The sequence below is a fragment of the Streptacidiphilus sp. EB103A genome (assembly GCF_041261405.1).
Taxonomy (GTDB): Bacteria; Actinomycetota; Actinomycetes; order Streptomycetales; family Streptomycetaceae; genus Streptacidiphilus.
On sequence record NZ_JBGCAQ010000010.1, the window covers coordinates 148,477 to 175,163 of the forward strand.

22 protein-coding genes and 1 pseudogene are annotated in these 26,687 nt (G+C 72.0%); 7 read left to right on the forward strand and 16 right to left on the reverse strand.

Annotation, left to right across the window (positions count from 1 at the left end; all coding sequences use genetic code 11):
- The first annotated feature begins 225 nt into the window (after positions 1 to 225).
- Positions 226 to 1,056 (forward strand): maleylpyruvate isomerase family mycothiol-dependent enzyme, encoded by an 831-nt coding sequence (locus ABH941_RS18250; protein WP_370130401.1) that lies wholly within the window; start codon positions 226 to 228, stop codon positions 1,054 to 1,056.
- Here the strand turns inward: ABH941_RS18250 and ABH941_RS18255 are convergent.
- The 6 genes from ABH941_RS18255 to pdhA all read right to left on the reverse strand — a co-directional run bounded on the left by ABH941_RS18255 (position 1,046) and on the right by pdhA (position 8,357).
- Positions 1,046 to 2,440, reverse strand: coding sequence for a nitrate/nitrite transporter (locus ABH941_RS18255; protein ID WP_370130402.1), 1,395 nt, complete (start codon positions 2,438 to 2,440; stop codon positions 1,046 to 1,048). The genes ABH941_RS18250 and ABH941_RS18255 overlap by 11 nt on opposite strands.
- Before the next feature lie 51 nt (positions 2,441 to 2,491).
- Complete coding sequence (locus ABH941_RS18260; RefSeq protein ID WP_370130404.1) at positions 2,492 to 3,460, reverse strand: serine protease; 969 nt, start codon at positions 3,458 to 3,460, stop codon at positions 2,492 to 2,494.
- A gap of 103 nt (positions 3,461 to 3,563) precedes the next feature.
- The gene (locus ABH941_RS18265; RefSeq protein ID WP_370130405.1) at positions 3,564 to 4,673 is read right to left on the reverse strand and encodes a M64 family metallopeptidase; all 1,110 of its coding nucleotides are present in this window, start codon (positions 4,671 to 4,673) and stop codon (positions 3,564 to 3,566) included.
- 107 nt (positions 4,674 to 4,780) lie between these two features.
- The gene (locus ABH941_RS18270; RefSeq protein ID WP_370130406.1) at positions 4,781 to 6,178 is read right to left on the reverse strand and encodes a dihydrolipoamide acetyltransferase family protein; all 1,398 of its coding nucleotides are present in this window, start codon (positions 6,176 to 6,178) and stop codon (positions 4,781 to 4,783) included.
- A 17-nt stretch (positions 6,179 to 6,195) separates the two neighbouring features.
- Positions 6,196 to 7,194, reverse strand: a complete 999-nt coding sequence (locus tag ABH941_RS18275; protein ID WP_370130407.1) for an alpha-ketoacid dehydrogenase subunit beta — start codon at positions 7,192 to 7,194, stop codon at positions 6,196 to 6,198.
- Positions 7,194 to 8,357 carry a pyruvate dehydrogenase (acetyl-transferring) E1 component subunit alpha gene (pdhA, locus tag ABH941_RS18280; protein WP_370130408.1) on the reverse strand — a complete coding sequence of 388 codons (1,164 nt, stop codon included), beginning with the start codon at positions 8,355 to 8,357 and terminating at the stop codon, positions 7,194 to 7,196. The genes ABH941_RS18275 and pdhA overlap by 1 nt, the downstream gene beginning before the upstream one ends.
- Before the next feature lie 285 nt (positions 8,358 to 8,642).
- On the opposite strand from pdhA, the gene ABH941_RS18285 reads away from it, so the two are divergent.
- Complete coding sequence (locus ABH941_RS18285; protein WP_370130410.1) at positions 8,643 to 9,296, forward strand: response regulator; 654 nt, start codon at positions 8,643 to 8,645, stop codon at positions 9,294 to 9,296.
- Positions 9,297 to 9,379: 83 nt separating this feature from the next.
- Positions 9,380 to 10,435 carry a phosphotransferase enzyme family protein gene (locus tag ABH941_RS18290; protein WP_370130411.1) on the forward strand — a complete coding sequence of 352 codons (1,056 nt, stop codon included), beginning with the start codon at positions 9,380 to 9,382 and terminating at the stop codon, positions 10,433 to 10,435.
- A gap of 7 nt (positions 10,436 to 10,442) precedes the next feature.
- Here ABH941_RS18290 and ABH941_RS18295 read toward each other — a convergent pair whose 3' ends face one another.
- From ABH941_RS18295 to ABH941_RS18315, 5 genes are all read right to left on the reverse strand, one after another.
- On the reverse strand, positions 10,443 to 12,116 hold the full coding sequence (locus ABH941_RS18295) for a protein kinase (protein ID WP_370130412.1): 1,674 nt from the start codon (positions 12,114 to 12,116) through the stop codon (positions 10,443 to 10,445).
- Between the two features lie 190 nt (positions 12,117 to 12,306).
- Positions 12,307 to 13,815, reverse strand: coding sequence for a protein kinase (locus tag ABH941_RS18300; protein ID WP_370130413.1), 1,509 nt, complete (start codon positions 13,813 to 13,815; stop codon positions 12,307 to 12,309).
- 130 nt (positions 13,816 to 13,945) lie between these two features.
- On the reverse strand, positions 13,946 to 14,536 hold the full coding sequence (locus ABH941_RS18305) for a bacterial proteasome activator family protein (RefSeq protein ID WP_370130414.1): 591 nt from the start codon (positions 14,534 to 14,536) through the stop codon (positions 13,946 to 13,948).
- A gap of 115 nt (positions 14,537 to 14,651) precedes the next feature.
- Positions 14,652 to 15,431 carry a hypothetical protein gene (locus ABH941_RS18310; RefSeq protein ID WP_370130416.1) on the reverse strand — a complete coding sequence of 260 codons (780 nt, stop codon included), beginning with the start codon at positions 15,429 to 15,431 and terminating at the stop codon, positions 14,652 to 14,654.
- 192 nt (positions 15,432 to 15,623) lie between these two features.
- Positions 15,624 to 16,595: an NAD(P)H-quinone oxidoreductase gene (locus ABH941_RS18315; RefSeq protein WP_370130418.1), complete on the reverse strand. Its 972-nt coding sequence runs from the start codon at positions 16,593 to 16,595 to the stop codon at positions 15,624 to 15,626.
- 150 nt (positions 16,596 to 16,745) lie between these two features.
- Here ABH941_RS18315 and ABH941_RS18320 point away from each other — a divergent pair, with 150 nt between their 5' ends.
- Positions 16,746 to 17,117 carry a hypothetical protein gene (locus ABH941_RS18320; protein WP_370130552.1) on the forward strand — a complete coding sequence of 124 codons (372 nt, stop codon included), beginning with the start codon at positions 16,746 to 16,748 and terminating at the stop codon, positions 17,115 to 17,117.
- 15 nt (positions 17,118 to 17,132) lie between these two features.
- Here the strand turns inward: ABH941_RS18320 and ABH941_RS18325 are convergent, their stop codons facing one another.
- From ABH941_RS18325 to ABH941_RS18340, 4 genes and pseudogenes are all read right to left on the reverse strand, one after another.
- Positions 17,133 to 18,236 (reverse strand): TrkA family potassium uptake protein, encoded by a 1,104-nt coding sequence (locus ABH941_RS18325; protein WP_370130419.1) that lies wholly within the window; start codon positions 18,234 to 18,236, stop codon positions 17,133 to 17,135.
- Positions 18,237 to 18,241: 5 nt separating this feature from the next.
- Positions 18,242 to 19,720, reverse strand: a complete 1,479-nt coding sequence (locus ABH941_RS18330) for a molybdopterin molybdotransferase MoeA (RefSeq protein WP_370130421.1) — start codon at positions 19,718 to 19,720, stop codon at positions 18,242 to 18,244.
- Positions 19,720 to 20,678: pseudogene (locus tag ABH941_RS18335) on the reverse strand (NTP transferase domain-containing protein). Before ABH941_RS18335 ends, ABH941_RS18330 begins: the two are co-directional and overlap by 1 nt.
- Positions 20,679 to 20,708: 30 nt before the next feature.
- Entirely contained in the window at positions 20,709 to 21,905 is a 1,197-nt protein-coding gene (locus ABH941_RS18340; RefSeq protein ID WP_370130422.1) for an acyl-CoA dehydrogenase family protein, read from the reverse strand.
- 211 nt (positions 21,906 to 22,116) lie between these two features.
- Here ABH941_RS18340 and ABH941_RS18345 point away from each other — a divergent pair, with 211 nt between their 5' ends.
- Genes ABH941_RS18345 through ABH941_RS18355 form a run of 3 tightly spaced genes read left to right on the forward strand, consistent with a single transcriptional unit; the run spans position 22,117 to position 25,076 of the window.
- Positions 22,117 to 22,929, forward strand: coding sequence for a DUF5819 family protein (locus ABH941_RS18345; RefSeq protein WP_370130423.1), 813 nt, complete (start codon positions 22,117 to 22,119; stop codon positions 22,927 to 22,929).
- Positions 22,926 to 24,164: an HTTM domain-containing protein gene (locus ABH941_RS18350; protein WP_370130424.1), complete on the forward strand. Its 1,239-nt coding sequence runs from the start codon at positions 22,926 to 22,928 to the stop codon at positions 24,162 to 24,164. Before ABH941_RS18345 ends, ABH941_RS18350 begins: the two co-directional genes overlap by 4 nt.
- Before the next feature lie 48 nt (positions 24,165 to 24,212).
- Positions 24,213 to 25,076, forward strand: a complete 864-nt coding sequence (locus ABH941_RS18355; protein WP_370130426.1) for a Bro-N domain-containing protein — start codon at positions 24,213 to 24,215, stop codon at positions 25,074 to 25,076.
- 788 nt (positions 25,077 to 25,864) lie between these two features.
- On the opposite strand, the gene ABH941_RS18360 is transcribed toward ABH941_RS18355, so the two are convergent.
- Positions 25,865 to 26,683 (reverse strand): TrmH family RNA methyltransferase, encoded by an 819-nt coding sequence (locus tag ABH941_RS18360; RefSeq protein WP_370130427.1) that lies wholly within the window; start codon positions 26,681 to 26,683, stop codon positions 25,865 to 25,867.
- Between the last annotated feature and the right edge of the window lie 4 nt (positions 26,684 to 26,687).

Consider the following 26,687-nt stretch of genomic DNA (forward strand, 5'->3'; position numbering starts at 1 on the left):
CCCTCCCAGGTGAGCGGACTACGATCGGTGCGATCAACATGTGAAAGCGCTGACCCGGTAACACTGGTGAGCGTAACGTGCCAATAGCGCATTCGTCGGTCCGATCGGTCCTGGTCACTGCACGGCATCACCGCTCAGCGACCGGAGCCCGGGGAGCGGGCCGCACCTTCACACCGACAACGCTGTACAGCCAACACCGCCGCCCTGTGGCCGAGGGGTCAAAACGTGACCGACACGCAGATAGTCCAGGCCTACGCCGACGCCTGGACCCAGTCCATCGAGGCCGTCTCCGAACTGGTGGCGCCGCTGACCGAGGGTGAGTGGAACCGTCCGACGGAATGCCCTGGCTGGTCAGTGCGGGACGTGGTCTCGCATGTCATCGCCATGGAGACGGAACTTCTGGGCGACCCGCGTCCGATCCACACCCTGCCGCGCGATCTGCGGCACGTCGTCGACGAGTTCACCCGCTACTGCGAGGTCCCGGTCGACAAGCGGCGCTGCCACACCGCTCCGGAGATGACGGCGGAGCTGGAGTACACGATCATCCGGCGCTCGCGCGCGCTCCGCGACAACACCCGCTACCAGCCGACCGACGAGATCCGCTGGCCGATGGGTCCGTACAGCCGGGAGATCCCCTACTTCCACCTGCTCCGCAACCGGACCTTCGACGTGTGGACCCATGAGCAGGACCTGCGCCGCGCCCTGCGCACCCCCGGCAACCTGGACTCCCCGGCCGCCGTGGTGAGCCGGGACAACCTGATCGAGATGCTGCCGAAGGCCGTCGCCAAGCTGGCCGGCGCCCCGGCCGGCACCGCCGTGGTCTTCGACGTCCACGGCCCGCTGGAGTTCATGCGGACGGTACGGGTGGACGAGAACGGGCTCGGCAGCGTGGACAGCACCGTGCCGCTGGCCCCCGCGGTGCAGCTGACCACCGACTGGGAGACCTACGCCCGGCTGGCCTGCGGACGCATCCCGGTGGAGTCGGCCGACGTCAAGGTCGAGGGCGACGAGGCGCTCGCGCGACGGATCCTGGAGAACTTCGCCGTCACGCCCTGAGCTCGGCCTCGCGGCGGGCCGCCTGGGGCCGCAGCCGCAGGATCTGGGTCAGGCCCAGCGCCATCGGCAGGTAGAGCATGCAGAAGGCCAGCCGGAAGGCGTGCGGGGTGTAGCCGTCCCCGCCGCCCGGGGTGAGCAGGTCCAGGACCAGGCCGATGCCGAACAGGGCCAGCACGGCGGCAATGAAGCCGCCCATGTTGACGATCCCGGAGGCCGTGCCGATCCGCTCCGGCGGGTTCACCGGGCGGGCGAAGTCCAGTCCGACCAGGGACGCCGGTCCGTTGCTGCCCATCACCACGGTGAGCAGGACCAGCAGTCCCATGGGGATGTGGTCGCCGGGCCAGCTGAGCACCACACCCCAGAGCGCACCGGTGCCGAGCACGACGGTGAACACCAGCGGAGTGCGCACCCCTGGACGCCGGGACACCAGCTGTCCGAACAGCAGCGCGAAGCCGATGCCGCTGACGATGACCAGGCTGAGCAGCGAGCCCGCCATCGCCCTGGACAGGCCCTGACCCGACATCAGGAACGGCATGCCCCAGAGCAGCAGAAAGGTCGCGGCGGGGAAGGCCGTGGTGAAGTGCACCCACAGGCCGAGCCTGGTCCCGGGCTCGCGCCAGGCCGCCGCGATCTGCTCGCGCAGCGGCAATCGGGCAGGGGGCACAGCCGGGGCCGCCTCGGTGAGACCGTCCGGTGACGCCACCACCGGCGACCGGAACAGCGAGGCGCGGCGCGGGCTCTCGGGGGTGTCCCGCAGGAACAGCAGGACCAGCGCGAGGACGGCGAGGCCGAGCAGCGCGGTGGTGGCGAAGGTCGGCATCCAGCCGGCGCTGTGCAGGACCTGGGACAGCAGCAGGGTGCTGACCAGGTTGCCCATGGTCCCGACCAGGCCGGTGAGCTGGGCGATGAAGGGGTTGCGGCGGGGCGGGAACCAGCGGGTGCCGAGCCTCAGCACGCTGACGAAGGTCATCGCGTCCCCGCAGCCGAGGACGGCCCTGGACACCAGCGCCGGGGTGAACGCGGTGGAGAAGGCGAAGCCCAGCTGTCCCGCGGTGAGCAGCAGCAGCCCCATGCTGAGGACCCGGCGCGGCCCCAGCCGGTCCACCAGCAGGCCGACGGGTATCTGCATCCCGGCGTAGACCAGCACCTGGAGGATGGAGAAGGTCGACAGCGCGGAGGCGCCGATGCCGAAGCGGGCCGCCGCGTCCAGCCCGGCCACGCCCAGGCTGGTGCGGTGCACCACGGCGAGGATGTAGACGGCGACGCCGATGCCCCAGGCCGCCCAGGCGCCGGGGACCGGGGTCGCGCCCCGGAGCGGCTGAGCGGATGCCGCGCCGGATGTGGTCAGGGTCGAGGGCACAGTGACGGCAGGATCGGCAGGCATAGTGCTGCCATCCTATGGTGGGATGAATTCGCTGCTGTCGGCGGTACCCGCTCAGTGCCGGTTGGCATAGTTGTAGACGCCCCAGATGACCGCGCCGAAGACCGGGCTGTAGCTGGTCCAGTCGTTGGGTCCGCCCCGGTCCAGGCCGCCGATCAGGCCGATGACCCGGCCGGTGTCGGTCTTCGGGTCGAGGTCGATCAGCCAGGGGCTGCCGGAGGTCCCGCTGTAGAAGCCGCTGCAGAGGAACCGCATCTGGCTGTAACCGGGCACCTTGGTGGTGTGGTTCCAGCAGGTGATCGCCCGGTCGGCGGGGACCGCGGAAGCCTCGGGGTAGCCGGTGACGCCGACCCAGTTGTTGTAGCCCGGGGTCGCGTTCAGGGAGTTGCCGTTGACGACGTTCTCCACTTGGCGGCCCTTGCTGTCCTTGCCGACCTTGGCGAAGGCGAAGTCGTAGTTGATACCGGTGCTGGATTCGCTGAAGCGGCTGTCGCTGTACACCTTCTGCACCGCCCACACCCCGTACGGCTGGGTACGCGCACCGGAGCGGTAGTCGGGGACGAAGGCCATCCAGCTGCCGGGGCGGCAGTGTGCCGCCATCAGGATCAGGTTCTTGCCGGGGCTCCGTACCACCGAGGCGGTGCAGTAGTGGGTCTTCAGATCCTTGCCGGCGTAGAAGATGGTCCCGATCGAGGGCCGGGAGTTGGGGTACGAGCGGGCGACCGAAGCAGCGGTCGTGGCTCCGGCGGTCGAACGGCTGCCGCTGGTGGTCCGGTCCTCGGAGGTGGCCGAGGCCATCCGCTCAGGGGTCCAGAACTGCCGTACCGCCGCCGAGTCGTCCTGCGCCACCAATGGAGCGGCGGCGGTGCTGAGCGTGGGCCCGTTCACCGTGGTGACGACGATCCCGGAGCCGGCCGCCTCCGTCAGCGCCGCCTGGGCCGACGGAGGCTCCAGTCCGGCGATGACGGCCGCCACTGCGAGCCCGGCCATCGCCGACCGAACCGCGATCCGCTTCTTCCGCACGCCGCCCCCATCGTTCACCGCCAGCGCACTGGCACCGCCTGCCGCGCAATCCGACGAATGTAGCAGCGCGCATATGTTCGACGGCAAACAGCGTGGCAACGATTCAGCCGCGAACCTTCCAACTGACGGTCCCGGTCATCCTGTTCGCGCGGAACGCCTCGTCCCGCAGCCAGGGCGTGGTGTCCCGCACCGTCGCAGTGACCACGCCCGTCGCCCCAGGCAGCAGGCCCAGTTGACCGGGATCGAGAGTGTCGCCGCTGACCGCGGCCGTCGGCGCCGGGTGTCCGTCCAGTTGCCAGGTCACCTGCAGCCGACGGCCGCCGGCCAGCGGAATCGGGAAGACCTGGAGCTTCGGCCGTCCGTCCACCACGCCGGGAGCCGGCTCGGCGTGGTCGATCGGCGACACCTGACGGTAGATCGACTCGATGATCGCCTCCCGGGACGGCAGGTTGTAGACGCCGCCGAGGGTGCGCATCACCGAGTCCCGGGTCGGCCGGTAGAGCCCGTTGCCGCTGCGGTACGCCCCCACGGTGCCGCCGCTGGGGTCGGCCGCGCCCAGCCAGCGCCACCACTTGACCCGGTCGGCGCGCATGACCGCGGCGTCCCTGGGCGAGAGGTTGGGGTAGGAGCTGTCGGCCGGCGCGGCGTCGTACTCGTCGCCCAGGCCGCCGACGGTATGGCCCATCTCATGCTGGATGATCCTCGACGCTTCCGGGGAACCGGCCGCCAGGGTGGTCGTCGGTCCGCCGCCCTCGCCGCCGTACCGGTCCGAGTCGGCCAGCGCCAGCACATACTGCGGCCCGGCCGGTGCGCCCGCCCTGGCCGCCACCGCGCCGTCGTCGGCGCACAGCAGCCGGGCGATGCCGTCGCAGCCGAAGTGCATGCCCAGCGGCGAGCCCCGGCGCAGCCCCGACTGCGGGGAGACCACGTCCACCCGGCGGACGTCGAAGAAGTGCTGGTAGCTGCGGAACGGCTCCACCACGGTCAGCGCCTGCCACACGGCCGCCGCCTGCGCCCGGTAACGGGGCAGGTCGGCGGCCGTATAGCCGTCACCCAGCAGGACCAGGGTGATCCGCTTCGCCGGATCCCCGTTGTCCACCACCATCGATCCGGAGCCGGCCGCCTCGGCCCGCACCGGTCCCCGCGCCAGCAGCGCGAACACCAACAGCAGCACGGAACCGGACAGGACCAAGGCACGGGCCTCTGGTCGCATGGGGTACTCCTCCGCCCCTCGACAACGCGGTCCGCGAAGGAGTACCCACCGGGCTCGGCCGACCACGCGTCACCCGTTGAGCCTTCACTCGTACGTGGCCGAGCGCGTCAACCCCAGCTGATGAGGCGTTTGGGCTGCTCCAGAACGGCCGCCGTGTCGGCGAGCACCTTGGAGCCGAGCTCGCCGTCGACCATGCGGTGGTCGAAGGAGAGCGCCAGGGTGGTCACCAGTCGCGGCACCACCCGGCCCTTGTGCACCCAGGGCAACTCCCTGACCTGGCCGAAGGCCAGGATGGCGGCCTCGCCCGGGTTGAGGATCGGGGTGCCCGAGTCGACGCCGAAGACGCCGACATTGGTGATGGTGACCGTGCCGCCCTGCATGTCCGCAGGGGAGGTGCGGCCCTCGCGGGCCGTCTCGATCAGCGCGGTCAGCGACTGCGCCAGCTCGGCCAGGCTCTGCGAGCCCGCGTCCTTGATGTTGGGGACGATCAGCCCGCGCGGGGTGGCCGCGGCGATGCCGAGGTTGACCCGGCGCTTCACCACGATCTCCTGGTTGGCCTCGTCCCAGGCGGAGTTGACCTCCGGGTGCCTGCGGATCGCGGTCAGCAGCGCCCTGGCGACCAGGAGCAGCGGACTGACCCTGACGTTCGGGCCCAGCTCGCCGCTGGCCTTGAGGCTGCGCACCAGCTTCATGGTGCGGGTGACGTCGACCTGCACCCACTCGGTGACATGCGGCGCGGTGAACGCCGAGGCGACCATGGCCTGCGCGGTGGCCTTGCGGACGCCCTTGACCGGGATGCGCAGGTCACCGTCGGTGCTGGTCACCGCCAGGACCGGAGCCGGGAGAGGAGCGACCGGAGCCGCCGGGGCGGCGGCGGGGGCCTTGGCGGCGACGGGCGCGGCCGGGGCTGCGACGGCGTGGACGTCGTCACGGGTGATGGTGCCGCCCGGGCCGGTCGGGGTGACCGTGCGCAGGTCGATGCCCAGGTCCTTGGCCAGCTTGCGCACCGGCGGCTTCGCCAGCGGGCGGTCCTCGGCAACCGGGGCGGGCGCCGGGGCCGAGGCCGTGACGGGGGCCGTGACGGGGACGGACACCGGCGGGGTCAGCGCCACCTTGCGGGGGCGACGGCGGGAGGCGCCGGACCGGGGTCCGTAGCCGACCAGCACCTCACGGCGCTCGGGCTCCGGCTCGGGTTCCACCGCGGCGGGCGCGGTCGTCCCCGTTTCGGGGACAACCGCGGCAGCGCCGCCCTCCACCGCCACGGTGATGATCACCTGGCCGACGTCGACCGTGGTGCCCTCGTCGAAGAACAGCTCGCGGACCACCCCGTCGAAGGGGATCGGCAGCTCCACCGCCGCCTTGGCGGTCTCGACCTCGCACACCACCTGTCCGTCGGTGACGGTGTCACCGGGCTGGACGTACCACTTCAGGATCTCGGCCTCGGTCAGCCCCTCGCCCACATCGGGCATCTTGAACTGACGTACCGACTCGACTGCTGTCGTCATGACGTCTCCTCAACCCCTCAGAAGGCCATGGCGCGGTCGACGGCGTCGAGCACCCGGTCCAGGTCCGGCAGGAAGGCGTCCTCGACCCGCGACGGCGGGTAGGGGGCGAAGTAGCCGCCGACGCGCAGCACCGGGGCCTCCAGCGAGTAGAAGCAGCGCTCGGTGATCCGCGCCGCCAGCTCGGCCCCCATCCCCAGGAACACCGGGGCCTCGTGCACCACCACGGCGCGCCCGGTCCGCCTGACCGACTGCTCCAGGGCGTCGAAGTCGACCGGGGACAGCGAGCGCAGGTCCACGACCTCCAGCTTCAGCCCGTCCTCGGCGGCGGCCTCGGCCGCCTCCAGGCAGACCTTCACCATCGGCCCGTAGGCGATCAGGGTCAGGTCGCTGCCGGAGCGGGCCACCCGGGCCTGGTGCAGGCCCAGCTCAGGAGCACCGTTCGGGTCCAGCTGGCCCTTGTCCCAGTAGCGCCGCTTGGGCTCCAGGAAGATCACCGGGTCGTCCGAGGCGATGGCCTGACGCAGCATCCAGTGCGCGTCCGCCGGGTTGGACGGGGCGACCACCTTGAGGCCCGCGGTGTGGGCGAAGTACGCCTCGTGGGACTCGCTGTGGTGCTCCACCGCGCCGATGCCGCCGGCGAAGGGGATCCGGATGGTCACCGGGAGCTTGATCTGGCCCAGCGCGCGGGCGTGCATCTTCGCGAGCTGGGTGACGATCTGGTCGAACGCCGGGTACACGAACCCGTCGAACTGGATCTCCACCACCGGGCGGTAGCCGCGCAGGGCGAGGCCGATCGCGGTGCCGACGATGCCGGATTCGGCCAGCGGGGTGTCGATCACCCGCTCCTCGCCGAAGTCCTTGTGCAGACCGTCGGTGACCCGGAACACGCCCCCGAGGCGGCCCACGTCCTCACCCATGACCAGCGTCTTGGGGTTCTCGTCCAGGGAACGGCGCAGCGCCTCGTTGAGCGCCTGCACCATGGTCCAGGACTTCTTCTGGCCGGATTCGACCGCCATCAGTCGTCCTCCCCATCGGTCATCTCAGCGGCCGCGCTCGCGAACGAGGACGCGTAGGCGAGGTAGCCCTCGCGCTCCTCGTCCACCAGGGCGTGCCCCTCCGCGTACACATGGTCGAAGATCGAGGAGGGGTCGGGGTCCGGCATGGTCCGTACGCCCTCGCGCACCCGGCGGGCCAGCTGCTCGCTCTCGGCGTCCAGCGCGTCGAAGAAGGCGCCGTCCGCCCAGCCCTCGCGGACCAGGTAGGCCTTGAGCCGCTCGATGGGGTCCTTGAGCTTCCAGGACTCCAGCTCCTCGGCGATCCGGTAGCGGGTCGGGTCGTCCGAGGTGGTGTGGGCGCCCATCCGGTAGGTGAAGGCCTCGATCAGCACCGGGCCCTGCCCGGTCCTGGCGTGGTCCAGGGCCCAACGGGTGACCGCCAGGCAGGCCAGCACGTCGTTGCCGTCCACCCGGACACCAGGGAAGCCGAAGCCGGAGGCGCGGCGGTAGAGCGGCACCCGGGTCTGCTTCTCGGTGGGCTCGGAGATGGCCCACTGGTTGTTCTGGCAGAAGAACACCACCGGGGCCTGGTACACCGAGGCGAAGGTGAAGGCCTCGGAGACGTCGCCCTGGCTGGAGGCGCCGTCGCCGAAGTAGGCGATCACGGCGTCGTCGGAGCCGTCCTTGGTGATGCCCATCGCGTAGCCGGTGGCGTGCAGCGTCTGCGAACCGATGACGATGGTGTACAGCTGGAAGTTCTTCTCGTCCGGGTCCCAGCCGCCGTGGTTCACCCCCCGGAACATGCCCAGCAGGTTCAGCGGGTCCACGCCCTTGCACCAGGCGACGCCGTGCTCACGGTAGGTCGGGAAGGCGTAGTCGGTGGGACGCATCGCCCGACCCGAGCCGACCTGCGCGGCCTCCTGACCCAGCAGCGAGGCCCACAGGCCCAGCTCGCCCTGGCGCTGCAGCGAGGTCGCCTCCGCGTCGAAGCGACGGACCAGGACCAGGTCCCGGTAGATGGAGCGCAACTCCTCCGGGGTGGTCTCCAGGGAGTAGTCCGGGTGTTCGACCCGTTCCCCCTCGGGGGTGAGCAGTTGTACCAGCTCCGGTGGGCCCGCGTCCGCGGTGCCACCGTTGGCGGCAGGGGCGATGGTGGGCGCCCCGGCCGTGCTGTCGACGGTCACGTTCACTCCTCGGTCTCTCCGGTCTCCGTCTGTGTCCCTGGGTTAGGGCCAGTACCGGCCACCGGTCCGGTCGCCGTCTCCGTATCACTGCGCGGGGTGTGCGCGGGGTGCGGACCGGCGGTAGGTGTGCCCTGATCCTGCAGGAGAACGTTACCCAGCGGAAGAGCCTGCTGCTCCGCTGGTAGGACGTCCTCGTAACCTCCGAGTACCCCGTCCTGTGGCAAATCAGGCTATTTTTCGACATCAGCCCGCGTGGCCGGAGGCTTGCTGTGCAAATCTTGTGCCATGAAACAATCCGGGCATATCAGGGTTTTTCTCCTCGACGATCATGAGGTCGTCCGCCGGGGCGTCCATGAGCTGCTCTCGCTGGACGACGACATCGAGATCGTCGGCGAGGCCGGCACCGCCGCCGAGGCGCTGACCCGCATCCCGGCCACCCGTCCCGACGTGGCGGTGCTGGACGTGCGCCTGCCCGACGGCAGCGGGGTGGAGGTCTGCCGCGAGATCCGCTCGCGGCAGCCGGAGACCAAGTGCCTGATGCTCACCTCGTTCTCCGACGACGAGGCGCTCTTCGACGCGATCATGGCCGGGGCCGCCGGCTACGTCCTCAAGGCGATCCGAGGCACCGACCTGCTCTCGGCGGTACGCGACGTCGCCGCCGGCAAGTCGCTGCTGGACCCGGTCGCCACCGGCCGGGTGCTGGCCCGACTGCGCGAGGGCAACCAGGAGGACGAGCGGCTCAGCGGGCTGACCAAGCAGGAGCGCCGGATCCTGGACCTGATCGGCGAGGGGATGACCAACCGGCAGATCGGCCATGAGCTGCACCTCGCCGAGAAGACCGTGAAGAACTACGTCTCCAGCCTGCTCGCCAAGCTCGGCATGGAGCGCCGCACCCAGGCCGCGGCGTACGTGGCGAAGATGCACGCCGAAGAACGCTGAAGCGCGCTGACGCCGGATCATGCGGAGAGCGCTGCTGTCAAGTGGTCGCCTTTCCCAGCTGCATCAGCAGTACCATCGGCAACGTGACGCAGGCTCAGACACCGGCGGCGCTGCTGGACAGGGTGCACGGCATCCCGGTCGCCGGGGTGCTGGAGCGCTACGACCTCCCCGACGCCTACCCGGAGCTGACGGTGGAACGGGTCAGCCAGGGCCTGCTCAACCGAGGGGTGAGGATCAGCGGGCCGCACGGCGGCTACTTCCTCAAGCAGTACCTGGACGACGCCGGGCACGCGTCCGGCGCCGCCATCGCCGCGCAGCACCGGGCCATAGCGGCACTGCGCGACCGCGGCCTGCCGACCGCACCCCCGCTCACCGCCAGGGACGGCCGCAGCAGCGTGCTGCTGCGGGGGCGCCGCTACGCCCTGTTCCCCTGGGTCGAGGGGAGCCACCGCACCGGCCGCTCGCTGGACCGGGAGGAGTGCACCGCCCTGGGCACCCTGCTCGGCCGGATCCACGCCACCCTGGCCGAGCTGCACCCGCCGGTGCCGCAGCCCCGCTCGCTGCCGAGCGCCGATCCGACGCAGACCGAGCGCACCATCGCCGACCTGCTGGAACGCTCCCAGCTGCGGACCCCGCAGGAGCCCTTCGACGCGCTGGCCAGGGAGCGGCTGCGGGAGCGCCGCGAGCTGCTGGCCGACTACCGGCACCGCAGGCCGCAGCCGGACGCGGCGCCGCCCTCCGGTTGGGTGCACGGCGATTTCCACCATCTGAACCTGCTCTACCGGGACGCCGCCCCGGTGGCCGTCCTGGACTGGGACCGGCTCGGGATCAAGCCCTGCGCCGAGGAGGCGGTCCGGGCCTCGACGCTGTTCTTCAACCATCCCGAGACCGGGGTGCTCGACCTGTCCCGGGTGCGGCACTACGCCCGCGGCTACCGCGAGGCCTCCGGCAGCAGCCCGGAACACCTGGCTGCCGCGGTGCACCGGGTGTGGTGGGAGCGGCTGAACGACTTCTGGATACTGCGCTGGCGCTACCAGCGCCGGGACGAGCGGGCGGACCCGCTGTTCCCGGCGGCGGCGGCGCAGCTGGTGTGGTGGTGCGAGGAGTACGAGCAGGTCCTCGACGCCTGCGTGAACTGAACGGGGCTCAGGAGGTGGGCGTGCTCTTGGAGGACGACGGGGGACCGCCGGCCTGGCCGCCGGCCGAGTTGCCCGTCGCCGTGCTGCTGGCGCCGCCGCTGGCCGACTGACTCACCGGTGCGCTCGCGCTGCTGGACGCGCTGGCGGACGCGCTCGGGCTGGTGCTGATGCTCGCGCTGGGCGAGCTCGACAGCGAGGCCGAACTGCTGGCAGTGGTCCGGTTGCCGGTGAACGACGGGGTGGTCGGCGGCTGGGTGCTCGGGGTGGCGCTGGCCGTGGGGCTGGTGGACTCGGTGGGGGACTGCGAGGCCGTCGTGTCCGAGGGCGTGACCGCGGGGGACGAACTGGACGAGGTCCCCGGGCTCCCGCTGTTGCCCTGGTTCGCCAGCACCACGCCGATGGTGATCGCCGCGATGGCGACCAGGACCGCGATCACCGCGAAGACGGTCCGGCGGTTGCCGTCTCCCGCACCGTTTCCGTCGTTCGGGTCCCGGTGGCGGGGCGGGACCGCGCTGCCGGGGTCGGCCGGCATGGCCCGGGTGCCCATCGGCGGGGTGCCGAGGGTGCGGCCGACCACCGTGGGCGCCATCGCGGCGGCCGCGGCGCTCGGCAGCAGTTCGGTCGGTCCGGTGGCCGAGCCCAGGGTGCGCAGGGCGTGCTGCAGATGGGCCCGGAACTCGTCCGCGCTCTGGAAGCGGTCGTCCGGCTCCTTGGCCAGCGAGCGCAGCACCAGGGCGTCCAGCGAGGCCGGGACCCGGGAGTTGGCCTGCGACGGCGGCACCGGCAGGTCCTGGACGTGCTGGTACACCACCGACAGCGGGGTGTCGCCGGTGAACGGCGGACGCAGCGTCAGCAGCTCGTAGAGCATGCAGCCGGTCGCGTAGAGGTCGGAGCGGTGGTCCACGGCCTTGCCGAGGGCCTGCTCGGGCGACAGGTACTGCGGGGTGCCCATGACCATGCCGGTCTGGGTCATGGTGCTGGTCGCACCGGTGAGCGCGCGGGCGATGCCGAAGTCCATGACCTTGACCGCACCGGTGTTGGTGATGATGACGTTCGCCGGCTTGATGTCCCGGTGCACGATGCCGTGGCGGTGACTGTAGGCCAGTGCCTCCAGGATCCCGGCGGTGATGATCAGGGCCTGGCTGACCGGCGGCGGCTCGTCGCCCTGCAGCAGCTCGCGGACCGTGTGGCCCTCGACCAGCTCCATCACGATGTAGGGGACGGTCTCGCCGCGCTGCGCCTCCTCGCCGGTGTCGTAGACGGCGACGACGGCGTGGTGGTTGAGCGAGGCGACCGAATGGGCCTCACGCGTGAAGCGGATCCGCGCGGTGGTGTCCTCGGCCAGTTCCGGACGGAGCACCTTGATGGCGACGGTGCGGCCGAGCCGCACGTCCCTGGCCGCGAAGACCTCGGCCATGCCGCCCCGGCCCAGACGGTGCGTCAGCCGGTAGCGGCCCTCGCCGAAGACGGACAGACCGCTGGTGGAGCTGACCGAGGGCTCGTCGGGGACGGGACCCTGACCGGGAGCGCCGGGGTAGGGGCTGCCCTGGACCGGCGTCGAGGCGGGGTCACCGTAGCCGTAGCCGCCGTACCCGGGGGCGCCGTAGCCAGGGGCTCCGCCGCCCTGGGTGCCGCCCGGTCCGGTGCCTGCCCCGCCGTCGGCCTGCTCGTTGTCTGCCATTACTCTCCGCCGTCGGTCGTTCGCCTGTGCACCGCTCCCCCGCATTCCGCTCGCGGAAGCTCACCCTTGCCCGCCCTGGTCGCACTCCGCGCACGAAGCGCCGACCGGTAGGACCCAGCAGGTGCACGCTACTGGTTTTTCGCAGCGCACGTGTTCACCGATCACCGTGTGGGCCCGGCCGGGGCCCGGTTCAGCCCAGTCCGGCCGAGCCGTCCGAGGCCGGTGCGGCGGCGACCGGCCCGAGCCGGCCCGAGCCGTTGTTGGTGGTGCTGGAACCGGAACCGTTCTGCAGGGCCAGCACCAGGATCAGTACCAGCAGCACCAGCACGCCCACGATCACACCGACCACGGCGGCCGCGGCCCCGCAGCCCCGACCGCCCTTGGGGATGGGGGTGTTCGGCTGCTGCCCGGGGTTGATCGGCCTGCCGATCGGGCGTGGGACGGGCGTTCCCGGGCGCAGCGGCTGGGGGATCGGCGTCGGCCGCGGCATCGGGGTGGGCGGCGGGGTCGGCCGGTAGGGCGGCGGAGTCTGTGCGCCCTGCTGCATACCTACCTGTGGATACGGTGTCGGCGTCTGCGGCGCCCCGGGGCGGGCGTACGGCGGCGGCGTCGGCCCGGGAGCGAAGTTCTGCGGCATCGAAGGCTGCGGCATCGAGTACTGGGGCGGCATCGGCTGCTGCTGGTACGGCTGCTGCTGCGGGGGCATCGTGCCCAGCTGACCCTGCGCCGGCGGGAAGACCGCGTTCGCGCCCGAGCCACCGACATTGGTCACCCGCGGGCCCTCGCCGATGATCAGCGGGATGTTGGCGCCGCCGACCCCGGCCAGCCGCTCGCACTCCTCGCGCATCTCGTCGGCGCTCTGGAAGCGGTGCCCCGGATCCTTCCGCAGCGCCCGCGCCACCAGCGCGTCCACCGCGGGGGTGACGGCGGCGTTGAAGGAGGACGGCGCCGGCGGGGTGTCCTGGACGTGCTGATAGGCCATCCCCAGCGCGGTGTCGGACTCGAACGGCAACCGTCCGGTGAGCAGCTCGAAGAGCAGGCAGCCGACCGAGTAGAGGTCGGAGCGGGCGTCCACGGCCTTGCCGAGGGCCTGCTCCGGCGAGAGGTACTGGGGGGTGCCGACGACCATGCCGGTCTGCGTCATCGACGTCACCCCGGACTGCATCGCCCTGGCGATGCCGAAGTCCATCACCTTGACCGTGTTGCGCCTGGTCAGCATGACGTTGGCGGGCTTGATGTCGCGGTGCACCAACCCCTGTTCGTGCGAGGCGCCGAGGGCCGCCAGCACATCGCCGGTGATCTTCAGCGCCTTGTCGGTGGGCATGGCGCCGTGCGCGGCGATGTCGTCCCTGAGCACCGAGCTCAGCGAACCGCCCTCGATGTACTCCATGACGATGAAGGGGGCGTGCACCCCGTCCTCGTTGACGTCCTCGCCACTGTCGAACACCGAGACGATATTGGGGTGGTTGAGCCTGGCGACCGCCTGCGCCTCACGCCGGAAGCGCTCGCGGAACGAGGGCTCGGCGCTCATGTTGCCGAGCATGCTCTTCACCGCCACCGGGCGGTCCAGAACCGTGTCGTCCGCGAGGTGGACCGTCGCCATCCCGCCCTGCCCGAGCAAATCCCGCAGCAGGTAACGGCCGTGACCGACTGTCCGCCCCGCCGCGCCGCTCTGCCCGGTGCTGCCCTGCTCGCTCATCTGTCTTCTCTTCTCCCCCACGGCCTCAGGGGATCAGGCTAGCGGGCCGCACGGACAGGCGTCGCAGCGCCATCGGACCGAATCCGGTCCGTGACCGCGGTCCGGCGCCGGTCCGACCAACAGGTACCGATTACAGGTAGGGGCCCGAACGGAGGTGTCCCTGGCCGTCGTCGCCCTCGTCCAGACCGCCCTGGCCGGGCGGCAGCGCCCGCCGCATCTGCTCCAACTGCGCCCTGGCAGCCATCTGTTGGGCGAACAGCGCGGTCTGGATGCCATGGAAGAGGCCTTCCAGCCACCCCACCAGCTGCGCCTGCGCGATCCGGAGCTCGGCCTCACTGGGGATGGCCTCCTCGGTGAACGGCAGCGACAGCCGCTCCAGCTCCTCCACGAGTTCCGGCGCGAGACCCGCCTCCAGTTCCTTGACCGAACTGGCGTGGATCTCCTTGAGCCGGACCCGGCTGGCCTCGTCCAGCGGCGCCTGCCGGACCTCCTCCAGCAGCTGCTTGATCATGCTGCCGATCCGCATGACCTTCGCCGGCTGCTCGACCATCTCGGTGATGGGCAGCTCACGGGGCTCACCCTCGGCTGTCGCCCCCTCATCCTCCGAGGCCGGGCGGCAGGCTCCGCCGGGGAGTGCCCCGACGGGCATCCCGTCGGGGCCGACGATCAGGACCTGGGGGCCATGGGGGCCGTCTTCGGGCCGCGCGTTCGGGCTGTTCATAGCCGTCATTCTGCCCCAACGGACCGGCTTTGGGGCGGCAGCCCACAGAACACCTGTACGGCCGGGCGCGACGGCCGCCGGATCCCGCCGCTCACATCCACCCTTGCATCCGCCGCTACAGCCGCCGCAGCCGCCAGCCGAACAGCGCGGCCCCGCAGCCGATCAGCGACAGACCCATCCCGAGCGGCAGCAGCCTGCGGCTCAGCAGCTCCCGCGCGGATCCGCCGCGCACGGCGACCGGCTGCCCCGGGAGCGGCTTCGCCGCCAGCGCATCGGGCCCGAGCGGCGGCGGACCCCCGCGCGGCGGCGTCCGACCGGGGTTCTGGTCCTCGGACGGCCGGAAGTGCCGCGAGCCGGCCCCCGCCGGGGCGCTCGGCGTACCCGCGGCAGCCGCGGCGCTCGACGCGGCTGCGGTCACCGGAGACGAGTCGGCGCCCGGGGTCCGGTACGGCGGCCCGGGGACGGCCGCCGGGAACAAGGTGCTGAGCAGCGGCACCGGGAACACCGACGCCGCCGCCGAAGCGCAGTCCGACGGCGACCCGGGCTTCGAGGGCGCAGCCTTCGGGGAGGCCGAAGCCGAGGAGACCGGCTTGGCCGGGCCGGTCCTGGACGGGACGGGCTTGGGCGGGCCCGGCTTCGAGGGGAGCGGCTGCGAGGGTGCTGCGGGGCCCGACGGCGCCGTCTCCGTCCGGCCGCCCTCCCTCGGCCACACCAACCGGATGTTCCCCCCGCCCGGCAGCCGCACCAGCAGCCCGTCGGGCCGGTACGGAGCCGGCGTACGGCCCCCCTGCGCGGGTTGTGCGGCCCCAGCCGCAGGCACCGGGCCGAACGCCAGCGCGATCCCCATGCCCAGCAGCAGGGCGGTGCCCCGCACAGCAGCGGAGGGGGAGGACATGGCCATGCTCCGCACCCTCCAGACCGCCGCCGACCCGGCCCCACCTGAACGGGACCCGCCGACCCGCACCCGACCACAGCTGTCCCTGCGACCATTACATATACCGTCATACACGGCATTTCAGACAGCCATTCCTACGGCCGGTCGGAGGACCCGTCCGAGCCCGGGCCTGTCGTCAGAGCTCAGGAGAGCTCAGGCTCGGACCGAGAGCAGGATCTTGCCGATATGGGTGCTGCTCTCCATGAGCCGGTGGGCTTCGGCGGCATCGGCGAGCGGGATGACGCGGTCGACGACGGGCTTGACCGTGCCGGACTCGAACAGGGGCCAGACGTGTTCGCGGACGGACGCGACGATGGCGGCCTTCTCGTCCAGAGGCCGGGCGCGGAGGCCGGTGGCGGCGACGGCGGCGCGCTTGGCCATCAGCTTGCCGAGGTTGAGCTCGGCCTTGATGCCGCCCTGCATGCCGATGACTACCAGACGGCCGTTGACCGCCAGGGCGTCAAGATTGCGGTCCAGGTACTTGGCGCCGATCACGTCGAGAATCACGTCCGCGCCATCGGGGCCCAGCACCTCGACGAAGTCCTGCTCCCGGTAGTTGATCAGCACATCCGCGCCCAGGGCGCGGCACGCCTCCAGCTTCTCCGTGCTGCCCGCCGTCACCGCGACCCTGGCGCCGATCGCCTTGCCCAGCTGGATCGCCATCGTCCCGATCCCGCTGCTGCCGCCGTGCACCAGCAGCGTCTCGGCCGGGCGCAGATGCGCCACCTGGAACACGTTGGACCAGACCGTGCAGGTCACCTCCGGCAGGGCGGCCGCGGTGACCAGGTCGATGCCCTTGGGGACCGGCAGCAGCTGTCCGACCGGCACCGCGACCTTCTCCGCGTACCCGCCGCCCGACAGCAGCGCGCACACCTCGTCGCCGACGGCCCATCCGGAGACGCCCGCGCCCAGCGCGGCGATCCGCCCCGAGCACTCGAGACCGGGGTAGCGCGAAGCCCCCGGCGGTGGATCGTAGAAACCCTGCCGCTGCAGCACATCGGCCCGGTTGACGGCCGACGCGGCCACCTGGACCAGCACCTCGCCCTCGCCGGGAACCGGATCGGGGACCTCGCTCCAGGTCAGCGCATCGGGGCCGCCCGGCTCTGTGATCGTGATCGCTCGCATGGGTCCGACGCTACCGGAGCATCCCCGGCGAGCCGCGCTCCCCCGCAGTCGGGCACCGCAGTCGGGCACCGCGGTCAACGAGGTACTGACGGCTGTGTGCTGACGCTGGATAAGCTGGACGCCAGGGGAGCGCTCTCATGGGAGGTCGGCATGGGCGGTTGGCTGTGGTTGTTGATCCCCGCCGTGATCGTCGGTGGCGGGCGGCTCGGCGAGCTGATGCAGAGCACCCTGCGCACCCGGCACGAGCGCAAGTTGGAGCTGCTCAAGGCCAGCGAGCGACGGCAGCTCGCCATCGACGCGGCCAACCGCCCGCCGGAGCCGGTCTGCGGCTGCACCCACCACCTGGCCAAGCACGACCGCAACGGCAAGTGCCACGAGACGGTGGAGGCCCCGACCGCCTGGGACGCCCAGCGCAAGCCGCTGCAGTACGAGGCCCGGCCGTGCAACTGCCAGCAGTACATCGGACCGGAGCCGCTGGGGATGGTGTTCGCCCAGGACATCGTCGACCCGGAGAAGAAGTAGCAGGGTTCGAGGGGATCAAGCCGGCTGGGGTTCCACCCGCCTGATGGCGATGACCCGGTCGGTCGCCTTCAGCGCGGCGGCCTCGGGGTCGTTGTAGGGGAGCCTGCGGTTGCCGCGGACCACGCAGACGACCAGGTCGTCGCAGGCGAGCGGGTGGCCGCCGACCTCGGCGGGGCCGACCGGGCGGTCGATGACGTCCAGGCCGTCGCCGACCGTCAGCAGGTCGTCCAGCACCGCGCCGGCGTTGGGGCTGAGGGTGGAGACGCCGAGCAGGCGTCCGGCCGAGCTGGAGCTGGTGACGACGACGGTCGCACCGCTCTGCCGCAACAGGGGCGCGTTCTCGTCCTCCCGCACCGCGACCACGACCGTGGCGTGCTTGTTGAGCTGTCGAACCGTCAGGGTGACCAGGACGGCCGTGTCGTCGCGCTGGGTGCCCACGATGATCTGTGCGGCGCGCTCGACCTGGGCACGGCGCAGCACCTCGGTGCGGGTCGCGTCGCCGAGGATGCCGACCAGGCCGTCCTCGTTGGCGGCCTCGATCGCCCTGTGCTGGTGGTCGACCACCACGATCCGGTCCTTGGCGACGCCCTTGAGCAGCAGCGTCTCCACGGCGTTGCTGCCCTTGGTGCCGTATCCGACGACGACCACATGTCCCTCGGAGGACTCCTGGCTCATGGCGGCTTTCCAGTGCTTGATCCGCCAGAGCTGACGGGTACGGGTGGTCAGGACCTCCAGCGTGGTGCCGACCAGGATGATCAGGAAGACCACCCGCAGCGGGGTGATCACCAGGGTGTTGACCAGCCGGGCGCTGTCGCTGACCGGGGTGATGTCGCCGTAGCCGGTGGTGGAGAGGGTGACCGTGGCGTAGTAGGCGGCGCCGAGCAGGTCGAGGTGGTCGTGGGCGTTGTCGCGGTAGCCGTCCCTGCCGAAGTAGACGACGGCGATGGTGACCAGCATGACCAGCAGGGCGAGCACGAAGCGGCGGCGCACCTGCTGCGACGGGGACGTCGCCGGTTCCGGCAGCAGGATCTGGCGGAGCTGCAGCTCGCCGGGGTCCCGGCCGCTCCGGCCGGCGCGCTTTCTGCGGCCCGCGCGCGCCGTCCCGCTCGTGCGGCTCATCCCGCTCATCCCGTCGGGACCTCCAGTACCTCCACCCGCGCACCCGCCGCGCACCCGCCGGGCGGGACCACGGCCAGCCCCTCGGCCAGGGCCAGGCCGCGCAGCATCGCCGGGCCGTCGAAGGCCAGCGGCACCGCCCCGCGCTCGGGGAGCACCACCGGCAGCAGCCGGGTGTCCACCGGGTGCCCCGGGAGCGCAACGGCGGCCTCGACCAGGTACGTCGCGGTACGGGGGAAGCCGGCGAGGGCGCGCAGCAGCGGCTCGGCCAGGGTGACCACCCCGGCCACGGCCGCCAGCGGATTGCCCGGCAGTCCGACCAGGTGACGCGGCCTGTCGCCGCCCGCAGGCGGCGGCAGCACGGCCAGCAGCATGGGATGCCCGGGGCGTACCCGCACGCCGTCGACCAGCAGTTCCGCGCCGACCTCGGCCAGCGCGCGGTGCAGGTAGTCGACCGGTCCCGCCGCCGTGCCGCCGGTGGTGACCACCACGTCGGCGGGGCTGCGCCGCAGCGCGTCGCGGAGCAGGCCGAGATCGTCGCCGACCCGGCGTACGGCGGTGATCCGTGCGCCGTAGGCGCGCAGCCAGGGCGGCAGCAGCGGGCTGAGCGCATCCCTGGTGCGCCCCGCGCCGGGCAGCCCCGAGTCCAGCAGCTCGTCGCCCAGGACCAGGAGTTCCACGGTGGGGCGGCGGTGCACGGTGAGCAGGTCGCAGCCGGCCGCCGCGGCGAGGCCGAGCACGGCGGGGGTGACGGTGGCGCCCTGCGGCAGCAGCGGCTCGCCGGTGCGGCACTCCTGGCCGCGCGGACGGATGTCGCGGCCCTGCTCCAGCGGAGTCCCGCCGCGGTCGTGCAGCAGCTCGGCGCCGCTCCGGTCGCGGCGGATCCCGCCGTCCTCGCGCCGGAGCACGGCGGTGGCCCCCGGCGGCAGCTGGGCCCCGGTGGCGATGCGCACGGCGGTGCCGTCGGGCAGCGGCGCCGTGCTGCCGCGACCGGCGAGCAGCTGGTCGCTGTCGTCGGCCAGGGCGGGACTGATCCGCCACGGTCCGGGGCCGGACACCGCCCAGCCGTCCATGGCGGAGGTGTCGAAGGCGGGCAGGTCGGTGAGCGCTTCGAGGGGGGCGGCCAGAGCGGCGCCGAGCGCGTCGTCGAGGGGCACACGCACCGGCGGGAGCGGCCGGAGCACGGCGCGCAGGGCCCGTCCGCGCGCCTGTGCCCAGCCGAGCGGCTCGGAGGGCACGCCCTTCGCCCCGCTGCCGGCGGCCTCGGCGGCGGCGTAGTCGTACGGCGCTGGGGTGGCCGGCCGACCGGGCTGACCGGCCCGGCCAGGCGTCGACGGTTGGGCGGGTTCCGGGATGGGCGCTGTGTAGTCGAACGGCGCACCGTCCCCAGTGCCATCAGCAGCACCGTCGCCGCTCACGACGGCCGTGCGGACCAGGAACGGATAGGCATCGAGCAGGTCCCCATCGGTACTCCCCTCACCGCCCATCAGCCCGACTCCCCGCCGCTCGTCTGCGCGCCACTCGCCTGCGCACTGCTTTCCTGCTCCGCGGCCCAGCGCCGGGCCAGTGCCGCGACCTTGCGATTGGCCTCCGCCACCGCCGCGGAGCCGCCACCGGCCTGCGCCGCGGCATAGCCGACCAGGAACGCCGTCAGCGGCGCGGCCGGCCGGGCCACGCCATGGGCCACGTCCTTGGTCATGTCGAGCAGACCGGGAACATCGACCTCCAGGTCGATCCCCAGCTCGGACTTCGCTTCGGCGATCCAGTCATCCAGCACAGTCCCATCGTCGCTGATCCCCGGGCCCGTGGCGTGCAAGGTAACGTTTCGCTGTCGTGTCACATCTCTCTCGGCGCACGCGCCCGGGCGTGAGCACGGGCCCGGGCGAGGTCGTCCCAGGTGTCGCAGTCGAGCGCGGCCCCGTCCGCATCGGCGATCCGACGGGTGGTCAGGCCGCCGACGAGGCGGCGCAGCGGAAGCCCGGCCGGATCGCCCAGGGCCGCCAGGGCTGTCAGCAGCGGTGCGGTGCGGTAGGCGGCGGCCAGGGGCTGGTCCCGACCGTCGGCGTCGACCAGGACGGCCGCGTCCGCGTCCGGGTCCCCGTCCAGCTCCCGGAGCAGCAGCGCGGCGGTCGTCGGTTCGAAGAACGGCAGGTCGGCGGCGAGCAGCAGGATCCGGTCCGCGGTCACCGACGGAAGCGCCGCCGCCACCGCGGCCACCGGTCCGCCGCCGGGCGGCTGCTCGCGCACCCAGCTCACCGGTCGACGGGTCGGCCGCCGGGGACCGGCCACGACCGTGGTCCGCGCCCCCGCGCAGCCGGCCAGGACCCGGTCCAGCAGCGCGGTCCCGTCGACCTCCAGCGCCACCTTGTCCGTGGCCCCGCCGAACCGCCGGGCCGTGCCGCCGGCGAGCACCACCGCGTCGTACGTACCCGGCCCACCGTCCATCCGACCAGTATGTCTCCGGAACGGACCGGGTCAGAGCTGGTACTCCGCCAGGACTGTCGCGACCTCGTCCTCGAACGCGGCGGCCGGGCCGAGGAACAGTTCGAGGTGCTTGGCCCAGGCGTGGTAGCGGTGCAGCGGGTAGTCGAGGTCCGCGCCCATGCCGCCGTGCAGGTGCTGGGCGGTCGCGGCGATCGAGCGGACACCCTCGGCCGACCAGACCTTGGCGGTGGCGAGATCGGCGGCCAGCGGGATGCGCTCCGGGTCGTCCGCGCAGTCCGCGCCGTCCGTGCCCTCCGCCGAGGTGGCGAGGCCCAGACGCCAGGCCGCCTGCCAGAGGGTGACCTCCATCGCCCGCAGGTCGATGTACCGGTCGGCGACCTGCATCGACACGGCCTGGAACGTGGCGATGGGATGCCCGAACTGCACCCGCTTGCCGGTGTAGTCGGCGGTGATCCGCAGGATCTGCTCGCCCAGGCCCAGGCACAGCGCCGCGGTGCCGACGATCAGCAGGCCGCGCAGGTAGAGCCAGTTGGCGGCGTCCGGCGCGGGTTCCCCCAGCTGCGCCGAGACGTCGACCCGCGCGCCGTCGAGGACCATCTCTGCGGCCAGCTCCCCATGGGTGGTGACCTGGCGCCGCAGTTCCACACCGGGGGCGTGCGGGTCAACCAGGAGCAGCAGGGTACCCTGGTCGCAGCGCGCCGGAACCACGATCCGGTCCAGCACCTGGGCGGAGGTCACCCCGGTCTGCACGCCGTCCAGGATCCAGCCGCCGCCGGAGCCGGTGGACGGGTCCGCCGGCACGGCGCGAACGCCCTGGTCGGCCGACTCGTGCCCGGTACGGCCGTGCGGGGCGACCCCGAGCAGCAGCCGTCCCGCCACGACCTCCGGCAGCAGCTGCCGGCGCTGGGCCTCGCTGCCGTAGCGCTGCACGGCGAGCGCGGCGGCGCCGGTCTCCAGCAGCGGAACGCGGGCGAGCACACGCGCGGACTCGCGCAGCACCAGACACCAGGCGACGGGGTCCAGGCCCGAGCCGCCGTACTCCTCGGCAAGTGCGATACCGGGCAGATCGGACTTGGCCAGGCGCTGCCACAGCTCGCGGTCGACGTCCTCGGCGACGGGTTCGGAATTGACCGCAGGGCTGGGCACACCGTCCGGAGCGACATCGGCGAAGGCTGCGCGAGCGGCTTCGACTGCGGCCTGCTGCGCCTCGGTGAAGGTGAAGTCCACGGCTCTCCCCTTTGCTGCCCGACCCCATGACGGACCGTCAGATTAGAACGGGTTCTAGTGGATGGGAAGGGCCAGGGCGTTGCGGGGCGCAACCGCCGATTGCGACATTCCAACTAAATCGGTCAATGGTTCACTCCCCCTGTCACAGGAACCACAGGGTCAGTACCGTTCGGGGCGGACAGAGCCTCAGCGAGCGAGCGAGCAGGTACGCGTGCCAGACCATCCGAACCAGGCGACGCAGGACGAGGCGGCGACGCCGCCGCAACTGCCGTCGGAGCCGAAGCACGAGTCGGTTCCTGAACCGCGCCCCGTTCCCGACCCTGACCCCGACGCTGGCCCCGACGCCGCCCCTGCCCCCGCTCCCGCAGGCGACGGCTCCTCCCCCCGCCTCTGGTCCCTGCCCGCACTGATCGCCCTCGCGCTCACCGCCACCGTCCTCATCGCTGCCACCGCCTGGCACCTCGGCACCGTCTTCCTCTCCATAGCCCCCTCCAACCCGGCCTCGCAGCGCTACCAGTCGGCGATCAACGCCCATGTCATGCCCGAGTTCGAACAGAACTGGCAGCTCTTCGCCCCCAACCCGCTGCAGAACAACATCGCCGTCGAAGCCCGGCTGCAGACCCTCGCCCCCGACGGCAGCCGCGCCCAGTCCGGCTGGATCAGCCTCACCGCCCACGACATCGCGGCCGTCAGGGGCAACCCCGCCCCCAGCCATCTGGACCAGAACCAGCTGCGCCGGGCCTGGGACTACTACACCTCCTGGCACAACCTGCCGAGCGAGACCTCCCTCGGCGTAGGCGGCCCGCTGTCCAAGGAGTACCTGAAGCGCATCGCGCTGCAGCGGATCGGCAGCCGCGACTGGCGGGGCAACCAGATCATCCAGATCGAGTTCCGCTCCGCCACCACCCCGGTCACCGGACCGTCCTGGACCGCCGCCGCACAGAAGCAGCAGACCAGCTACGTCACCCTGCAGTGGTGGGCGGTCTCCGACGACGACTACACCGGCCTCGGGATCCTCGGATGAACGCACGCCCCAGCGCCCTCGACAACGCCCGCGACAGCATCCTCACCGGCTGGACGGCCTTCACCGGGCGGGTCCTCGCGCCCTACCAGGCGGCCGTCGTCCGGATCGGCTTCGCCCTGTGCTTCGGCGGCTTCCTGCTCCGCGAGTGGCCGCATCGTCGGGTCCTCTACGGCGACCGCTCGGCCTGGAGCCTCGACCTGGCCCGACAGATGTTCGCCAGCGACCACGCGTTCACGGTGCTGGCGTGGTCCGGCAACCACTGGTGGTTCGAGACCGTGTACACGGCGGCGATCGCAGTGAGCGTGCTGCTGATGCTCGGCTGGCGCACCCGCGCCATGTCGGTGCTGTTCCTGGTGTGCGTGCTGTCGATCCAGAACCGCAGCGTCCTCATCGGCGACGGCAGCGACAACGTCATCCACCTGATGGCGATCTACCTCGCCTTCACCCGCTGCGGCACGGTCTGGTCCCTCGACGCCCGGCGCCACCGTCTCCACCCGGAACGGACGGAGCGGACGGAGCGGACGGACCGCACCGGGGTGGCGCTCTGGTCGGCCCTCGGCCTCGCCCTGCTCTTCGTCCAACTCACCGACCCCGGCGGGACGGGGACGCTGAACCCCGGGCTGTACACCTGGAGCACCGTCTTCTGGGCGTTCTGGCTGGTCAGCGGCGCACAGTGGCTGCTCGACCGCCGCGCGCCGGACGGCGAACCCCGGGCCGCGCTGGACGCGATGGCGACCATGCTGCACAACTGCGCGATGCTGGTGGTGATGGTGGAAGTCTGCTTCATCTACGCCACCGCCGGCTGGTACAAGATCCAGGGCTCGCTCTGGCAGGGCGGCACCGCGCTCTACTTCCCGCTGCACCTGGACTACTTCGACCCCTGGCCCGCCCTGTCGCAACAGCTCTCGGCGCACCCGATCCCGGTCTTCCTGATCAGCTACGGGACGGTCATCGTGCAGGTGGCCTTCCCGTTCCTGGTCTTCAACCGGCGTATCAAGAACGTGCTGCTGGTGCTGATGATGACCGAGCACGCAGCGATCGCGGTGACCCTCGGTCTGCCGTTCTTCTCACTGGCGATGATCAGCGCGGACGCGGTCTTCCTGCCCACCTGGTTCCTGGTCCGGGCGGGCGACGGGGTCTCCCGCTGCGCCACCCCCCTCGCCACCCTCGTGCGACATGTGTTCAGGCGCAGTACCGAACTGCCGCACTCCTCCGAAGGAGTGACCACAGTCTGACAATCGCGTTGCTCATGACGTCAGCACCACTCACCTGAGAGGGACGTCATGCAACGCACCGAGCAGCCCACCCTGCAACACTCGGCCTTCCCGGTCACCGGGCAGCCGGTCCGCGTCATCATGATCGACGGCGAGCCCTGGTTCGCCACGGCGGACGTCTGCAAGATCCTGGGGCGAAACAATCCGAGCGATGCGGTGAAGTCGCTCCAGCGAGCCGAGACGCAGACCATCGACATGCGAACCGTATGCCTCACTTCAAGCGAGGCATACAAGGAAACCACAGGTCGCAATGCCTACGGCCGAGGAAACCAAACCCTCAACCTGGTCAGCGAGAGCGGGCTCTACACGCTCATCATGCGTTCAAAGAAGCCCTCCGCCCAGCCCTTCCAGCAGTGGGTCACCTCCGAGCTCCTCCCCTCCCTCCGCCGTGGCGACACCGATGTCGACGGCGAACGACGGCGGATGGCGGAGACCCTCGCCGAGGCGATCGGGCATCAGCCTGTCGACCTCGTCGCCCGCATCGACGGAGTCTCCGAGGGCGACTTCCGCGTCCTCACCGACGGCTCCGTGCACTGCCCGCACGGGCGTACGGAGGCGTGCGTCCCCAGGCGCGGTGAGGACAGCGGGACGGCCTTCGGCCCCTACTTCCGCTGCCCGGAAGTGAAGCGCGTCGGCATCCGGGGCGGCAAGGGCATCCGCAGCTGCGGCACCATCCGCTTCGTCGACGTGGTCCGCCGCCTCGCCGCCCCCCGAGAGCCCGAGACCCCGACCGCCCCGCCCCAGCCGCCGACGCCGCCGCAGGCCCCCCTGTCGGCGGGGTTGCTGTCCCTGAAGATCGGTCAGGCCCGGGTCCTGGGAACGGCGAAGGAGATCGCCGCACTGCTCAAGGAGATGGGGGTGGAAGCGGGATAGCCCCGCAGGCAGGCATCAGGGTTGGTCGCCCCACACCTGCAACGGCACTCACATGCCGCGACCTCACCCACCATCTCGCGGCTCCGCCGCAAAGCGCCAACTACGGCGGGGAGCGGCATCTTTGCGCGGAGCGTGCATTGCCGGGCGAAGCTCCAGCGCGGGGACGCCCCACGCTTGCAACGGCAGCGTGGGGTGAGGCGAGTTGACCACCGTCTCCCGGGCTCACGCCCGGACAGAAGCGGCTCCGCCGCGCGGCAAGGGCCGGGGGCGGGGCGCTCTGGCGCGGAGCGTTTGGCGGTGGGCGGGGGTGGCGCTCCACGCTTGCAACGGCAGCGTGCGGTGGGGCGTGCCGGGCGCCGTTTCCCGGGCTCGCGCCCGGAAGGAAGCGGCTTCGCCGCGCGACAAGAGCCGGGGGCGGCCCGGCCCGGCGCGGAGCGCTCGCCGGGGGCGCGGGGCGGGGTGAGTGTGTCCCCCATATGGGTTAGCTGGGGAGAGTTACAACCAGGCTGGGGGGCGTAGCAACCATATATGGGTGTAATTCACCCCAGCATGGTTGTAACTCCCCCCAGCATGGGCAATCCGGCTCGAAGAAAGGTTTCTGCAGTCCCACCGCCGGCGCGCCACCCGGCAACGCACGCCCCACCAACCGCCCCGCTCGTCGTGGTTGCCGCGAGGCGGAGCCGAGCCACCTCAGACCGGGACCGACCATCGTGCCCCACGGAGGCGACGGACGGTAAGCGGGAGCAACCGCGCACGTCACAGACGGCGTCGGGACGGGGGCTCGGCCGCTAGAGGGACTCCGCTGCACCAGCGGACGCCGCCCCGCCTCCCCCGCCCACAGACCCCCGCCCCACCCCCGACATCCAGTGGAACAGTCCCATCCCCACGCTCGTCGCCAGGTTGAAGCTGGACACCTGGGGGCGCATCGGTACCGCCACCACCCGCGTCGCCATTCCCCGCAACTCCTCCGAGATCCCGTGCCGTTCCGAGCCGAAGGCGATGAGGGCGTCGTCCGGGAAGGGCACGGTGCGGATGTCGTCGCCCTCCGGGTCGAGGACGTAGAGCGGGCCGTCCGGGAGCTGGCTGAGCGTCAACTGCTCGACTGACGTGGCGAAATGGAGCCCTGCGCCGGCCCGGACCACGGTCGGGTGCCAGGGGTCGACGTCCCCCGTCGTCACGACCCCGGTCGCGCCGAAGCCGGCCGCGAGGCGGACGACGGCGCCGATGTTGCCGAGGTTGCGGGGGTTGTCGAGGACGACGACGGGCGCGGTGCGCGGGCGTCGGGCGAGTGCTGCGAGGTTGGCGGCGCGGGGAGGGCGCGCCGCCAGGGCGGCGATGCCGGTCGGGTGGAGCCGGGGGACGAGTTCGCGCAGCACCGTCGCCGGGACCTCGACCGCCAGCGCGTCCACCGCGGCAGCCACGTCCGGCGCCAGCTCTGCGGCCAGTTGCGCCACCCCGGATCGGTCGCTGGTCAGCACCACCGTCACCTCGGCGCCGAACCTCAGCGCGTGCTTGAGCGCATGGAACCCGTCCAGCAGCACACCGTCCCCCGCCGCCTCGGTGCGCCACCGCGCCGTCGCCTGGGTCACCTGTGTCACGTCCGTCACCCGG

What these genes read in the sequence shown, in the direction of transcription:
- ABH941_RS18265 (WP_370130405.1), bottom strand. Translation starts at nt 4,673, where the DNA reads ATGCGACCAGAGGCCCGTGCCTTGGTCCTGTCCGGTTCCGTGCTGCTG.
- ABH941_RS18270 (WP_370130406.1), bottom strand. Translation starts at nt 6,178, where the DNA reads ATGACGACAGCAGTCGAGTCGGTACGTCAGTTCAAGATGCCCGATGTG.
- ABH941_RS18295 (WP_370130412.1), bottom strand. Translation starts at nt 12,116, where the DNA reads ATGGCAGACAACGAGCAGGCCGACGGCGGGGCAGGCACCGGACCGGGC.
- ABH941_RS18330 (WP_370130421.1), bottom strand. Translation starts at nt 19,720, where the DNA reads ATGGGCGGTGAGGGGAGTACCGATGGGGACCTGCTCGATGCCTATCCG.
- ABH941_RS18350 (WP_370130424.1), top strand. Translation starts at nt 22,926, where the DNA reads ATGAACGCACGCCCCAGCGCCCTCGACAACGCCCGCGACAGCATCCTC.
- ABH941_RS18355 (WP_370130426.1), top strand. Translation starts at nt 24,213, where the DNA reads ATGCAACGCACCGAGCAGCCCACCCTGCAACACTCGGCCTTCCCGGTC.
- ABH941_RS18320 (WP_370130552.1), top strand. Translation starts at nt 16,746, where the DNA reads ATGGGCGGTTGGCTGTGGTTGTTGATCCCCGCCGTGATCGTCGGTGGC.
- ABH941_RS18315 (WP_370130418.1), bottom strand. Translation starts at nt 16,595, where the DNA reads ATGCGAGCGATCACGATCACAGAGCCGGGCGGCCCCGATGCGCTGACC.
- ABH941_RS18275 (WP_370130407.1), bottom strand. Translation starts at nt 7,194, where the DNA reads ATGGCGGTCGAATCCGGCCAGAAGAAGTCCTGGACCATGGTGCAGGCG.
- ABH941_RS18300 (WP_370130413.1), bottom strand. Translation starts at nt 13,815, where the DNA reads ATGAGCGAGCAGGGCAGCACCGGGCAGAGCGGCGCGGCGGGGCGGACA.
- ABH941_RS18325 (WP_370130419.1), bottom strand. Translation starts at nt 18,236, where the DNA reads ATGAGCCGCACGAGCGGGACGGCGCGCGCGGGCCGCAGAAAGCGCGCC.
- ABH941_RS18285 (WP_370130410.1), top strand. Translation starts at nt 8,643, where the DNA reads ATGAAACAATCCGGGCATATCAGGGTTTTTCTCCTCGACGATCATGAG.
- ABH941_RS18310 (WP_370130416.1), bottom strand. Translation starts at nt 15,431, where the DNA reads ATGTCCTCCCCCTCCGCTGCTGTGCGGGGCACCGCCCTGCTGCTGGGC.
- ABH941_RS18255 (WP_370130402.1), bottom strand. Translation starts at nt 2,440, where the DNA reads ATGCCTGCCGATCCTGCCGTCACTGTGCCCTCGACCCTGACCACATCC.
- ABH941_RS18305 (WP_370130414.1), bottom strand. Translation starts at nt 14,536, where the DNA reads ATGAACAGCCCGAACGCGCGGCCCGAAGACGGCCCCCATGGCCCCCAG.